Source organism: Streptomyces sp. NPDC006385 (assembly GCF_040612485.1).
In the GTDB taxonomy this organism is placed as follows: Bacteria; Actinomycetota; Actinomycetes; order Streptomycetales; family Streptomycetaceae; genus Streptomyces.
This window is the reverse complement of record NZ_JBEXQG010000002.1, coordinates 80,162-93,262: the sequence shown is the minus strand read 5'-3', so window position 1 is coordinate 93,262 and position 13,101 is coordinate 80,162. Positions and strand designations below refer to the sequence as shown.

Genomic DNA, 13,101 nt, shown 5'->3' with positions numbered 1-13,101 from the left:
ACTGAGGACAGCCCTGCTTACCGACCAGTAAGTACTGGTCGGTTGTCATGGTGTGACACGTGTCAGACCGGGTCAATCGGCGAAACGGAGGTTTCTTGACGGACATTCAGTGAAGGCGGATCACTTGAGGGCGGGCACGTCGAGCGTCAAGGTCCCTGCCTCGGCGTCGAGTTCGGCGCTCACTCCGAAGGGGATCGTCAGCGCATCTTCACAGTGCCCGAACCCGAACTCCTCCACCACCGGCACACGGAGGTCACCCAACCGGTCGAGAAGCAGCGCCCGCACCCGCTCGTACGGCCCGCACTCCTGCCACGACCCGAGCAGCACGCCGCGCACGCCGTCGAACACACCGGCGCGCAGGAGCTGGGTGAGACAGCGGTCGAGCCGGTACGTCTCCTCGCCCACGTCCTCCAGGCACAGCAGGCCACCGCGCGCGGAGGTCCGGGCGTGCGGGGTGCCCGACTCGGCGGCGAGCAGGCACAGGCAGCCGCCGAGCGTGACGCCCCGCGCCCGGCCCGGGACCAGCGCCGAGCCGGTGGAGGTGATCGTGCGCACCGACTCCGGCTCGAACAGCGTGGCCTTCAGATGCTCCTGCGCCCGCGCGTTCTTGATGAAGTCGACGCCGGCCGCCATCGGCCCGTAGAGGGTGGACAGGCCCAGCCGGGCGGCGAACGCCTCGTGCAGCACCGTGACGTCGCTGAAGCCGACGAACACCTTCGGCCGGGCCGCCCGCATCGCCGCCCAGTCGAGGAGGTCGACCATGCGCTGTGCCCCGTAGCCGCCGCGGGCGCACAGCACGGCGTCGACGGACGGATCGCACCAGGCGTTCTGGAGATCGGCCGCCCGGTCGGCGTCCGCGCCCGCGAGATAGCCGAACGCGCCGTGCCGGGCCGGCACATGGGGCGCCACCACCGGGTCGAGGTCCCAGCCGCGCAGCACGTCCAGCCCGCTCTGGAGCCGTTCCTCGGGCACGGGCCCGCTGGGCGCGACGACGGCCACACGGGCGCCGGGGACGAGCCGGGGCGGCCGGAGGAGTGGCCGTACGGTCGGATTCACTCGGCGAGCTCCAGGATCGGGATGCCGGGCGGGTGCAGGCCGAAGACCTGGGCGTACAGGGAGAGTTCGGACTCCAGGACCCGGATCATCGTCTCCGCCCGCCGGAAGCCGTGGCCCTCCCCTTCGAAGGCGATGTAGGCGTGCGGCACCCGGCGCCCCGCCATCCGGGCCAGGAACCTCTCGCACTGGGCGGGCGGGCAGATCACGTCGTCCAGGCCCTGGAGCAGCAGGAAGGGCACGGTGAGGCGGTCGGCGTGCGCGACGGGCGACCGCTGCGCGTACCGTGCGGGGACCTCGGCGAGCGGTCCGACGAGGCTCTCCAGGTACCGGGACTCGAAGTCATGGGTCTCGTCCGTGCCCCAGCCGGTCAGGTCGAGGATCGGATAGAGGATCGTGCCGCAGGCGTAGACGTCGGTCGTGGTCAGCGACACGGCCGCCGTCCAGCCGCCCGCGCTGCCGCCCCGGATGGCGAGCCGGGCGCGGTCGGCGGTGCCCTCGTCGGCGAGGGCGAGCGCGACGGCCGCGCAGTCCTCGACGTCGACCACGCCCCACTGCTCGCGCAGCCGGTCGCGGTACGCCCGGCCGTACCCGGTGGAGCCGCCGTAGTCGACCTCGGCGACGCCGATGCCGCGCGAGGTGAAGTAGGCGATGGCCAGGTCGAGCACGAGGGGCGCCCGGGAGGTGGGGCCGCCGTGCGCCCAGACCACGTACGGCGGCGGGGTGCCGCCGGGGGCCACGCAGCCGGGGTTGTGCGGCGGGTAGATGTGCGCGTGGATGTCCTGCCCGGCGGGGCCGGTGAAGGTGCGGATCTGTGGCTCGGGGTAGTAGGCGGGGTCGACGGCGTCGACGTGCTCGGCTCCGATCACCCGGGCCCGGCCCGTGCGGGTGTCGAGCTCGACCACCTCGTGGGCGCTGCGCGGACTGGCGCCGACGGCGATCACCCGTTCGCCGTGCGCCGCGAGGGTGGGCTCGAACTCGGTCCAGGGGCCCGCCGCGTCGACGATCTCACCGGTCTCGGGGTCCAGTACCCCGAGGGCGGTGGACCCGCGACCGTGCACGACGGCGATCAGCCCGCCCGCCAGCGGGGCGAACCAGCGCAGGCCGAGCTTCCACAGCGGCCCGCCGAACTCCTCCTCGCGCGGGCACAGGGGGTCGCCGTCGCGGTAGAGGTTCCACCAGCCGCCGCGGTCGCTCGCGTACAGCAGTCGGCCGTCCTCCGACCAGTCGACCTGCGCGATCGACTCCCGCGGGCCACCGGCGACGGTCCGCGGGCCGCCGAGGGTGCCGTCGGCGCCGACGTCGGCGACGAGCAGCTCCGTGCCGTCCCACGGCATGCGCGGATGGTCCCAGGCGAGCCATGCCGCGCGCCGCCCGTCGGGCGAGATCCGGGGCCCGGTGACGAACCGGTGCCGGCCGTCGGTGAGTTCGCGTACCGCGCTCCGGTCCTCGGCCGCCGAGCCGTCCAGCGGGACGGCGGCCAGGACGCGCCGCACATCGGTGGGCCCCTCCCCCGTGAACTCCTCCAGCACACCCCACACTTCACCGCGTTCGAGGCGCACCTGCGGCTCCACCCAGCGCAGTCCGCCGCCCACCGCGGACACGGGAGTGAGCGGACGCGGGTCGCTTCCCTCCTCGTACCGGTGGAGCCGCTGGTCGGCGAAGTCGACGAAGACGACGAGCGGCCGTCCGTCGACCATCGCGCCGGCCCAGGGCTGACCGCCGTACTCGACGACCCGGCTGCGCACGTTCCACGGAGCGGGCAGGACCGACTCCTCGTGGCCGCCCGCCCCTCTCCCACCACCGCCCTTCCAAGGAGGCGCTTCGCGCCCCACCTCCTCATTCCGCCGCCGCACCAGCGTGCGCCGGCCGCCCTCCGTGGGCCGCGGTTCGGTCCACCACACCTCGTCACCGACGAAGCCCACGTACTCGGGGTGCCCGTCGTGCGCGGCGGCGAGGGCCGCGTCGATGGGTGAGGGCCAGGAGCCGTACGCCAGGGTCCGCACTGTCCTCCCCACCTCGCCTAGGCCGTCCGCAGGAAGCGGTCGAGCACCCGGACGCCGAAGTGCAGCGCCTCGACGGGCACGCGCTCGTCGACGCCGTGGAACATGGCGCCGTAGTCGTAGCCCTCCGGCAGCCTCAGCGGGGAGAAGCCGTAGCCGGTGATGCCGAGCCGGGAGAACTGCTTGGCGTCCGTGCCGCCCGGCATGCAGTACGGCACCACGTGCCCCTCGGGGGCGAACTCCTCGACGGCGGCGCGCATCCTGGCGTACGTCGGCGAGTCGACCGGCGCCTGGAGGGCGACCTCGTGATGGTGGAACTCCCACTCCACGTCGGGGCCGGTGAGCCGGTCGAGGGTGGTGCGGAACTCGTCCTCGCCGCCGGGCAGATAGCGCCCGTCGACGTAGGCGACCGCCTCGCCCGGGATCACGTTGACCTTGTAACCCGCCTCCAGCATGGTCGGGTTGGCGCTGTTGCGGACGGTCGCCTCGACGAGCGCGGCCGCCGGGCCGAGCTTCTCCAGCAGGCGGTCCACGTCGTCCAGGCCGGTGTCGATGCCGTACAGCGCGGCGAGTTCGGTGAGGGCGGCGCGGACCGTCGGGGTGAGCCGGAGCGGCCACTCGTGGGCGCCGATGCGGGTGACGGCCGCGGCGAGGCGGGTCACCGCGTTGTCCCGGTTCGGCTGGGAGCCGTGCGCCGCCCGTCCGCGAGCCGTCAGCTTGAGCCAGCCGGTGCCGCGTTCCCCGGCCGCGATCGGGTAGATCCGCCGGCCGGCGCCGTCGTGGAAGGTGAACGCGCCGGACTCGCTGATGCCCTCGGTGCAGCCCTCGAACAGCCCGGCGTGCCGGTCCGCGAGGAATCCGGAGCCGTCCTCGGCGCTCGCCTCCTCGTCGGCGGTGAACGCGATGACGACGTCCCGTCGTGGCCGTACGCCCTGCCGGGCCCAGGCCCGGACGACGGCGAGGATCATCGCGTCCATGTTCTTCATATCGACCGCGCCCCGGCCCCACACGACGCCGTCGCGGATCTCCCCCGAGAAGGGGTGCACACTCCACTCGGCGGCCTGTGCGGGCACCACGTCCAGATGGCCGTGGACGAGCAGCGCGTCCGCCGACGGATCGGTGCCCTCGATGCGGGCGACCACGTTCGTGCGGCCCCTGGCGCGCTCCAGCAGCGTGGGCTCCAGGCCCGCCTCGGCCAGCCGTGCGGCGGCGTACTCGGCGGCGGGGCGCTCCTGGCAGTCCCCGCCGCCGCGGTTGGTGGTGTCGACGCGGATGAGGTCGGAGGTGAACGTCACGACCTCGTCCAGTGCCTGCCGGTCAGCCATACTGCTCCTCCACCGCGGCCGAGGCGATCGTGGTCACTGCCTTGAAGGTACGGATACCGTCGTACATGCGCTCGCTGGTGTACTCCACCTTCCGCTCCCCGATCCGTTCGACACCCGGGACGACGGTGGCGGCCATCGCCAGGTGCTCGGCGTCGAACTCGACGGCGACGGTGAACGGTCCGGCGCTCACCGGTTCCTGGCGTACCGCCAGCGCGGCGGCCTCCTTCGCCGCGGCACGGATGTCGGCGGCGGTCCTGGCCGGCGTACGGCACACGGCCGCGTACCGCGAGACGTGGTCCTTGACGGCGACCTTCAGCGCCTCGGGCGCGTATCCGAGCGCGTCCTCGCAGGCGACGTCGTCGCCGGTGACGAGCACGACGGGTACGCCGTACTCGGCGGCGACGTGCGCGTTCAGCAGTCCCTCGCTCGCGCGGACGTCGTTCAGCCACACCCCTGTGATCTGGTTCGCGAGGTAGGTGTGGGCGAGGACGCCCTCCATGCCGGCGCCCGCGTGGTAGCCGACGAAGGCGATACCGTCCACGTCGCCGTGCTGCACGCCCTCGACCATGGAGAGCTCCTTGTGCCGGCCGGTCAGCATCTCCGCCCGCTCGTCCAGTCGTTCGAGCAGCAGGTTGCGCATGGACCAGTGCGCCTCATTGATGACGACGGCGTCGGCACCCCCGTCGAAGAAGCCCAGCACGGCGGCGTCGACGTCCGAGGTGAACATCCCCCGGCACCGCTCCCACTGAGGCGTCCCCGGCAATACGTCACCCGGCCAGGTCACGCCGGTGGCGCCCTCCATGTCGGCACTGATCAGGATTTTCATGCCTCGAAACGGTACGCGTCGGCCGGCCGCCTCGGCCAGGGCTGTGGATGACCATCGGTGGTCCGGACCACCGAACTCACCTCATACGGCCTATGACCAGCCCGGATCTGTCCGTCCACCCGGACCACCCCCGCATCCTCACTGCGTCCGACGACGACAGAAACCGACGAGGTCCCGAGACCGGCGGTCGTGCCCCCGCCCACCTCTCGGAACGGACATGGCTCACGAAGCGCCCTCTCGGTGTGGCACTCCATAGCGGGTGGCGATCGCGGCGGCACGGTTGCGCAGGGAGGCGCGCAGCCACTGCGGGGCCAGGGCTTCCGCGTTCGTGGCGAGCTGCCACAGCGCCCATTCGGCGTGTCTGGAATCCTGGAAGGTCACGTCCAGCCGCAGCCAGCCGTCCGCCTCGGCCTCTTCGGCGCGGACGGCCAGCGCGGTGCCCACCAGGTCGTCCCGCCGCGCCGGGTCCACCCGTACCCGCACGACGACTTGGTCGCCGCCGGTCCGAAACCGCGTGTTACGTTCCTGCCAGGCCTGGTCCAGATCGACTGTGTCCGGTCGCTGCGCGGGTTCGTCGAGTTCCTCGGCCGCCAGCACCCGGGACAGCCGGTAGGTGCGGTCCGCGCCGGCCCTCGTGGCCAGCAAGTAGCCCTGGCCCCCTACGGTGACCAGGCCAATCAAATCCACCGTGCGCCACTTCGGGTTCTGGTCCACAGCCGCTTAGTGGATGCGCAGCTTGTGTCCGGCGAACACCGCGCGCCGGAGCTCGGCCGCTATGGTGTCGGGCACCTCCTCGGCGGCCACGCGACGCGAGAGAAGGTCGGTCTCCGGGTCGATGAGTAAGCGCCGCGCCGCGTCGGCCGCGGTGTCCCGAAGCCCTTCGGGCAGTGCGTCGGCCACCTTGAGACCGGGACGCCGGCTGCGGACAGTGCCTCTCTGTCGCGCAGCACGGTGCGGGTGGATACCTCCAGCTCGCGGGCCAGAGTGTCCGCGGTCAGCCGACCGCGCTGGCGCAGCAGTAGCACCAGTGGTGGGTGGAGATGGGCTTCAACCAGGGTGAGGTCGTCTCCGGGCACTCACGGACCCTGTACATCTCGGGGCAGACCGCGATGAGCGGCGAAGGCAAGCCCGAGCATGACGGTGACATGGCGGCGCAGTTGGCTCTGGCCATCGACAACGTGGAGGCCGTGCTCGCCGAGGCCGGCATGTCTCTCGCGAACCTCGTCCGGCTCAACGTCTACACGACCGACGTCGATCTGATCCTCCAGCACTACGGCGTGCTGGCCGCACGGCTGGGCGCCGCCAAGGTCGCGCCGACCACCGCGATGCTCGGGGTGACGCGACTGGCCATTCCCGGCCAGATGGTCGAGCTTGAGGGAACCGCAGTCGCTTGATGTGACCTCGTCTCCTGCGCTGCTCGTGCCTCTACTCGCCGCGGACGACACGGCGGAGCTTGGTGAGGCGCTCGTGCAGGATGCGTTCCCCGCCGTGCTGCGTGGGGCGGTAGTAGTCCTTCCCACCAGCGTCCGGTGGGTACTGCTGCTCCAGGACTCCCTCCGACGTCCGGTGGGGGGCAGTGGTAGCCGACCGCGTTGCCCAGCTCCGCCGCGCCTCTGGCAGGTCCAGAGCCTCGACCCGTCCCGGCCGCAGCGGCGCCGCCGCCCATCGGGCGAGGCCGACCAGTAGGGCCTGCCTGTCCAGCACCTCCCGCACAGCCTCGCGCCCGGCCACGTTCCGCGCCGCGCCGCGCCGCAGGCGAACGCCCCTTTCACGCCCCCAGGCACGCTTGTCAGCCACCCTGTGCGGGCACTACTGTCACCACGCCTTGGTGAACGGGAAATCCGGTGTGATGCCGGTGCGGCCCTCGCCACTGTGAATCGGGAAGTCCGGCTCCGGCCCTCACGGGCAGCCACTGGGTCCTCGGGACCCGGGAAGGCGGAGCACGGGCGGTGGTACCCGTAAGCCAGGAGACCGGCCAAGGCGCGTCAACCATCCACGAGGTGCTGGAGAGGGTCTGCTGAGCCATGCACATAGCCGAGGGTTTTCTGCCTCCGGCGCACGCGGTCGCCTGGGGCGTCGCGTCGGCGCCGTTCGTCGTCCACGGAGTCCGGTCGCTCACCCGTGAGGTCAGGGAGCATCCCGAGAGCACACTGCTCCTCGGCGCCTCCGGAGCCTTCACGTTCGTCCTGTCCGCGCTGAAGCTGCCCTCGGTGACCGGGAGTTGCTCGCACCCCACCGGCACCGGGCTCGGCGCCATCCTGTTCCGGCCCCCGATCATGGCGGTCCTGGGCACCATCACCCTGCTTTTCCAGGCCCTGTTGCTCGCGCACGGCGGCCTGACCACGCTCGGCGCCAACGTCTTCTCCATGGCGATCGCCGGCCCCTGGGCCGGGTACGCGGCCTACAGACTGCTGCGGCGGTACGACGTGCCGCTGATGGTCGCCGTCTTCTTCGGCGCGTTCGTCGCCGACCTGTCCACCTACTGCGTCACCAGCGTCCAGCTGGCGCTCGCCTTCCCCGACCCGAGCAGCGGATTCCTGGGCGCGCTCGGCAAGTTCGGCTCCATCTTCGCCGTCACGCAGATCCCGCTCGCGGTGAGCGAGGGCCTGCTCACGGTGCTCGTCATGCGGCTGCTGGTGCAGTCCAGCAAGGGCGAACTGACCCGGCTGGGCGTGCTTTTCGCCACGAGGCGGTCCCGGACCGAGACCGAGGCGGTGGCCCGATGAGCAAGAACACGAAGATCAACGTCCTGCTGCTGCTCGTCGTGGCCGCGCTCGCGGTGCTGCCGCTGGCCCTCGGCCTCGGCGACCACAAGGAGGAGCCGTTCGCGGGCGCCGACGGCGAGGCGGAGACGGCCATCACCGAGATCGAGCCGGACTACGAGCCCTGGTTCTCGCCACTGTACGAGCCGCCGTCCGGTGAGATCGAGTCGGCGCTGTTCTCCCTCCAGGCCGCCCTCGGTGCCGGAGTCCTCGCCTACTACTTCGGCCTGCACCGGGGGCGGCGGCAGGGTGAGCAACGGGCGCTGGAGCGGGAACGGGCCCCCAAGAGCGCGGCCGGTGACACCGCCGAGGAGTCCACGGCCGAAAGGTCCTGATCTCTCGTGCTGCCGATCGACGCGGCGGCGCACAGCAGCCGCTGGCGCCGCCGTCACCCCGTGGACAAGGCCGTGCTCGGGCTCGGCCTCACCGTGCTCGCGATCTCGCTGCCGCCCTGGCCGGGCGCGGCCCTGGTGCTCGTGACCTCCCTCGTGGTGCTGCTGGGGCCGGCGGGCGTGCCCGGGCGCCGGCTGTGGCGGGCGTACCGCGTGCCGTTGGGCTTCTGCGTGACCGGCGCGGTCACGCTGGTCGTCCAGGTCGGCGGGCCGCAGGGCTTCGTGTCCCTCGCGCACGACGGTCCGCTGCGGGCCGGGGAGCTGCTGCTGCGCACCTCGGCCGCCTCCCTCGGCGTGCTGCTGTTCGCCTTCACCACCCCGATGTCCGACCTGCTGCCCCGCCTGGTGAAGGCCGGTGTGCCCGCGCCCGTCGTCGACGTGGCCCTGGTGACGTACCGCATGAGCTTCCTGCTCCTGGACTCGGTACGCCGCATCCGGGAGGCCCAGGCCGCCCGGCTCGGGCACACCGGCAGGGCCGCGGAGTGGCGTTCCCTCGCCGGGCTCGGCGCCACCGCCTTCGTACGGGCCTTCGACCGGGCCACCCGGCTCCAGGCCGGGCTCGCCGGGCGCGGCTACGACGGCACCCTGCGCGTCCTGGTGCCCGAGGCCCGGGTCTCCGTCCGCTTCACGGCCGCGAGTTGCGCACTGCTTGTGGCGCTGGCCGCCCTCACCCTCGTACTGGAAAGGGCCTTGCCATGAGCGAGCCCACCGCCCTCGTCGCCCTGCGGGGCGTGTCCTACGCCTACGAGGACGGCCCTCTCGTCCTCAGCGACCTCGACTTCGACGTGTCCGAGGGGCGCGCGCTGGCGCTGCTCGGCCGCAACGGCACCGGCAAGACCACGCTGATGCGGCTGCTCAGCGGCGGACTGCGCCCGCACGAGGGCCGGTTGACGGTGGAGGGTTCGCCGGTGACGTACGACCGCAAGGGGCTGACACGGCTGCGGACGACCGTGCAGTTGGTGGTGCAGGACCCGGACGACCAGCTGTTCGCCGCGTCCGTCGCCCAGGACGTCTCCTTCGGACCGCTGAACCTCGGCCTGTCCGACGCCGAGGTGCGGGCAAGAGTCGACGAGGCGCTCGCCGCCCTGGACATCACCGCGCTGGCCGACCGGCCCACGCACCTGCTGTCGTACGGGCAGCGCAAGCGCACGGCCGTCGCGGGCGCGGTGGCGATGCGGCCCCGTGTGCTGATCCTGGACGAGCCGACCGCCGGGCTCGACCCGGACGGCCAGGAACGCCTGCTCGCCACCCTCGACGGGCTCCGCGCGGGCGGCACCACGGTGGTGATGGCCACCCACGACGTCGACCTCGCCCTGCGCTGGGCGGACGACGCGGCGCTCCTGACCCCGTCCGGGGTGCGCACCGGCCCGGCGGCCGCGATGCTGGCCCGCACCGATCTCCTCCGGCAGGCGGGGCTGCGGTTGCCCTGGGGCATCGCGGCCGCCCGGTTGCTGCGGGCGCAGGGACTGTTGGACGACACGGCACCCGGTCCGCGCAGTCCGGACGAACTGGCCGCCATGGCAGCGGCGGGCACGCCTCCCGCGGTAGCGGCCGACGGTGACGTGTCCGCACGAGGCGCACACGGGTGACACATGCCGCGACCGGACAGCACAGATACGGCGGGCCCCACGCTTCCCGGTTTGATGAGGTCGTACCCGACCTGAGCGAGGGAGCATGGCCGAAGGCGCCGCGGACAGCCACCCACCCGAGGGTCTGAAGGCCGATGCGATCGGGTTCCTCGACGCACTCGTCATCGGCCTCAACTCCACCTCGCCCGCGTACTCGCTGGCCGCGGTCATCGGCCCGGTGGTGGCTCTCGTGGGGGTCCACGCTCCCGGCGTCATGCTCGCCTCGTTCGCCCCGATGCTGCTGATCGCGTCGGCGTTCTCCTCCCTCAACAGGGTCGACCAGGACTGCGGGACGACCTTCTCGTGGGTCACCCGGGCGATGGGGCCGTGGGCCGGATGGCTCGGCGGATGGGCCATCACGATGACCGGGGTCCTGGTGGTCGGATCGCTGGCGGACGTCGCGGGGACCTTCGCCCTGCTCGCCCTCGGACTCGACCACTGGGTCGGGAACGAGTTCGTGCGCCAGTTGCTCACGGTGCTGGTCATCGTCGTGATGACGGCCGTGTGCGTCATCGGCACCGAGGTGTCGGCCAAGGTGCAGAACGCGCTGATCCTCGCACAGGTCGCCTGCCTGCTCGCGTTCGCCGTGGTGGCGATCCACCGGGTGTACGCGGGCACCGGCACGCCCGACTCCGTGCGACCGTCGATCAGTTGGCTGGACCCCTTCGGTGCGGGGGGCGCCGAGCTGACGGCGGGTCTGCTGCTGGGCGTGTTCATGTACTGGGGCTGGGAGTCGGCGGTGAACCTCACCGAGGAGGTCGAGAACTCCGCCACCGCTCCCGGCAGGGCCGCCGTGTGGTCGACGGTCATCCTGCTGGTGACCTATGTGGCGGTCGCCCTCGCCGTCGTGGCCTACGCCGGGCCGGCGTTCCTCGCCGGGAACGCCGAGGAGGAGGAGTTCGTCTTCGCCCTGCTCGCCGGCGAGGCGATGGGGGCCTGGGACTGGGTCGTCCTGCTGGCGGTCTCGACCTCCGCGCTGGCGTCGACGCAGACGACGATCATCCCCGCCTCGCGCACGGCCCTGTCCATGGCCCGCCGGCACGCGCTGCCGACGCACTTCGCCCACATCCACGCACGGTTCCGCACCCCTGACGTGAGCACGTGGTGGGTCGCCGGCATCGCCATCGCCTGGTACCTCGCCGTGCGCCGGATCAGCGAGAACGCCCTCTTCGACTCGCTCACCGCGCTGTCCCTGCTGATCGCGTTCTACTACGCGCTGACGGGCCTCGCGTGCGCGGTCTACTACCGCCGCCATCTCACCGAGAGCCTGTGCCACTTCGTCTTCTTCGGTCTCGGCCCGCTGGTCGGCGCCGGGCTGCTGGTCTGGCTGCTGGTCGAGTCGGTCGGCGACATGTCCGATCCCGAGAACTCCTACAGCGGCGTCTCGTGGTTCGGGCTCGGCCCGCCGCTGCTCATCGGCATCGGCATCGCCCTCACGGGGGTGGTCCTCATGGGCGTGTGGCATCTGAGGGCACCCGCCTTCTGGTCGGAACGCCCGCAGGTGGCCGACCCCGGACTCGTCCACGGCGACAAGAAGGAGGGCTGAGGATGTCGATCATTCTCGGCCACGCCGAGTCCCCTGGGAACGGCCTGCCCACCGCACGTCGCCATCGAGGCGTCGGCGCGTCCGGTGAGCCACTCGCACCGGTCCCCGGTGCCGCGGGGAGCGGGCCTTGCACCGGGCTCCGCCGGCGACGAGTACGCCCCTCGCCGCCAAGTCACGAAAAGCCCACGGAGGCGCTGACCAACGCCGCGACCCGGCATGCGGCGAGGTCCAGGCCCTTCACGGTAGAGGAGGCGGTCGGCGTGGCGGTCGCCGGTGTCGGCGGGCAGCGGGCGCCGTGCGCGTCGGCCAGGCGCCGTGCGGGCGGCGAGCAGCTCGGCCGGGCGGTGCCGTTCCCATGGGCGAGGTGTTCGGCCGCGAGGTCGGTGGCCTGCACCGCGCATGCGGGAGGCTGGGACGCGCCGGCCCTCCCGGGGCCGCGGAAGCCGGCGGGTCTGCCCCTCCCCCGCGGCTCCAGCGGATGCGGGTGCCTCACGTCCGGTGGATGCGGTCCACCAGGATGTCGATCACCAACGGCGTCCGCGGCCCGTAACCGAGCAGGACGCCGTCCTCCATGTCGACGACCCGGCGGTTCATCCCCGCCGGCGTCTGGCTGACCCCGGGGATGTCGACCAGCCCGTCGACACCGCCGACCGACTCCAACCCCTTGGTCATCATCAGGATCACGTCGGGCTGGGCCCGCACCAGCGCCTCGCTGGTGATCGGCGTGAACGGCTTGTCCAGCCCGGCGTCCTTGCCCGCGTCCACCGCCCCCGCGGCCTCGATCAGCGAGTCGGCGCCCGAACCCTTGCCGCCGATCAGATAGACGGCCGCGCTGCCGCGGAGGTACAGGAAGGCGACCTTGGGCCTGCTTCCCTCGGGCACGGCGGCGCGGGCCGCGGTGAGTTCGTCGCTCATGCGCTTGTTCAGGGCCTTGCCCGCTTCGGGGACGCCGAGCGCCTCGGCGACGCGGGTGGTGCGCGTGGTGACGTCGGCGAGTTCGGTGGCCGGGTCGAGTACGACGACGGGGACACCGGCGCCGCGGATCTGGTCGATGGCCTCCTTCGGCCCGGTGTCGGTGTCGGCGAGCACGACGGTCGGCCGCAGCGAGAGCACGCTCTCCGCGCTCACGTCGTGCGCCTTGGTGACCTGCGGGAGCTTCTTCGCCTCCGCGAAGGTGGCGGTGATGTCCCGGCCGACGACTCGGTCGCCGAGGCCCAGCGTGAACACGATCTCCGCCACACCGCCGTTGAGCGGCAGGATCCGCGAGGCGTTCTCGACGGTCACCTCGCGCCCGTCGGCGGAGTCGACGGTGACCGGCAACTTCGGTGCGGGCGGCTTGCCTTGGAGCGGTTCGAGGGTGTTCTTCGCGAGCTGCCTCCCAGCCGCGGCGGCGCGTGCGCTCGCGGAGTCCGCGGAGGGGTCCGGACCGTCCGACACGCCCGCGCCCCCACCGCAGGCGGCCGTGAGCAGGGCGAGTGTCAGACCGAGGGCGGCGAGGCGTCTCCGGGATGCGCGCATGGTTTCTTTCCTCTCTCTCCTGGCACACAAGTAAGCAGTACTTTAGGT

At 72.3% G+C, this 13,101-nt stretch carries 13 protein-coding genes, 1 pseudogene and 1 riboswitch; of the genes and pseudogenes, 6 read left to right on the top strand and 8 right to left on the bottom strand.

From position 1 onward, the window contains the following. Window positions 1-120 precede the first annotated feature (120 nt). The 5 genes and pseudogenes from ABZ078_RS01880 to ABZ078_RS01860 all read right to left on the bottom strand — a co-directional run bounded on the left by ABZ078_RS01880 (window position 121) and on the right by ABZ078_RS01860 (window position 6,235). Window positions 121-1,056 carry an LD-carboxypeptidase gene (locus ABZ078_RS01880; RefSeq protein WP_356570612.1) on the bottom strand — a complete coding sequence of 312 codons (936 nt, stop codon included), beginning with the start codon at window positions 1,054-1,056 and terminating at the stop codon, window positions 121-123. Next, a complete protein-coding gene (locus tag ABZ078_RS01875) occupies window positions 1,053-3,059 on the bottom strand; it encodes a prolyl oligopeptidase family serine peptidase (protein ID WP_356570610.1) in 2,007 nt (668 codons plus the stop codon). Before ABZ078_RS01875 ends, ABZ078_RS01880 begins: the two co-directional genes overlap by 4 nt. Before the next feature lie 17 nt (window positions 3,060-3,076). After that, window positions 3,077-4,381 carry a M20/M25/M40 family metallo-hydrolase gene (locus ABZ078_RS01870; protein WP_356570608.1) on the bottom strand — a complete coding sequence of 435 codons (1,305 nt, stop codon included), beginning with the start codon at window positions 4,379-4,381 and terminating at the stop codon, window positions 3,077-3,079. Then, window positions 4,374-5,207, bottom strand: a complete 834-nt coding sequence (locus ABZ078_RS01865; RefSeq protein WP_356570607.1) for a M55 family metallopeptidase — start codon at window positions 5,205-5,207, stop codon at window positions 4,374-4,376. The genes ABZ078_RS01870 and ABZ078_RS01865 overlap by 8 nt, the downstream gene beginning before the upstream one ends. Window positions 5,208-5,429: 222 nt before the next feature. Continuing rightward, window positions 5,430-6,235 (bottom strand): annotated as a pseudogene (locus tag ABZ078_RS01860) (transcriptional regulator). Window positions 6,236-6,247: 12 nt separating this feature from the next. On the opposite strand from ABZ078_RS01860, the gene ABZ078_RS01855 reads away from it, so the two are divergent. Further along, entirely contained in the window at window positions 6,248-6,601 is a 354-nt protein-coding gene (locus ABZ078_RS01855; protein WP_356570605.1) for a RidA family protein, read from the top strand. A gap of 31 nt (window positions 6,602-6,632) precedes the next feature. On the opposite strand, the gene ABZ078_RS01850 is transcribed toward ABZ078_RS01855, so the two are convergent. Beyond that, complete coding sequence (locus ABZ078_RS01850) at window positions 6,633-7,004, bottom strand: hypothetical protein (protein ID WP_356570603.1); 372 nt, start codon at window positions 7,002-7,004, stop codon at window positions 6,633-6,635. Window positions 7,005-7,016: 12 nt separating this feature from the next. Next, window positions 7,017-7,202: riboswitch (cobalamin riboswitch) on the top strand. A 29-nt stretch (window positions 7,203-7,231) separates the two neighbouring features. Here ABZ078_RS01850 and ABZ078_RS01845 point away from each other — a divergent pair. From ABZ078_RS01845 to ABZ078_RS01825, 5 genes are all read left to right on the top strand, one after another. Next, the gene (locus tag ABZ078_RS01845; protein ID WP_356570601.1) at window positions 7,232-7,933 is read left to right on the top strand and encodes an energy-coupling factor ABC transporter permease; all 702 of its coding nucleotides are present in this window, start codon (window positions 7,232-7,234) and stop codon (window positions 7,931-7,933) included. Then, window positions 7,930-8,304, top strand: a complete 375-nt coding sequence (locus ABZ078_RS01840) for an energy-coupling factor ABC transporter substrate-binding protein (protein WP_356570599.1) — start codon at window positions 7,930-7,932, stop codon at window positions 8,302-8,304. The genes ABZ078_RS01845 and ABZ078_RS01840 overlap by 4 nt, the downstream gene beginning before the upstream one ends. A 6-nt stretch (window positions 8,305-8,310) precedes the next feature. Next, window positions 8,311-9,060, top strand: coding sequence for a cobalt ECF transporter T component CbiQ (cbiQ, locus tag ABZ078_RS01835; protein ID WP_356570597.1), 750 nt, complete (start codon window positions 8,311-8,313; stop codon window positions 9,058-9,060). Beyond that, window positions 9,057-9,950: an ATP-binding cassette domain-containing protein gene (locus ABZ078_RS01830; protein WP_356570595.1), complete on the top strand. Its 894-nt coding sequence runs from the start codon at window positions 9,057-9,059 to the stop codon at window positions 9,948-9,950. The genes cbiQ and ABZ078_RS01830 overlap by 4 nt, the downstream gene beginning before the upstream one ends. An 85-nt stretch (window positions 9,951-10,035) precedes the next feature. After that, window positions 10,036-11,535 carry an APC family permease gene (locus tag ABZ078_RS01825; RefSeq protein ID WP_356570593.1) on the top strand — a complete coding sequence of 500 codons (1,500 nt, stop codon included), beginning with the start codon at window positions 10,036-10,038 and terminating at the stop codon, window positions 11,533-11,535. Between the two features lie 172 nt (window positions 11,536-11,707). Here ABZ078_RS01825 and ABZ078_RS01820 read toward each other — a convergent pair whose 3' ends face one another. Continuing rightward, the gene (locus ABZ078_RS01820; RefSeq protein ID WP_356570591.1) at window positions 11,708-11,929 is read right to left on the bottom strand and encodes a hypothetical protein; all 222 of its coding nucleotides are present in this window, start codon (window positions 11,927-11,929) and stop codon (window positions 11,708-11,710) included. A gap of 95 nt (window positions 11,930-12,024) precedes the next feature. Beyond that, a complete protein-coding gene (locus tag ABZ078_RS01815) occupies window positions 12,025-13,053 on the bottom strand; it encodes a hemin ABC transporter substrate-binding protein (protein WP_356570589.1) in 1,029 nt (342 codons plus the stop codon). Between the last annotated feature and the right edge of the window lie 48 nt (window positions 13,054-13,101).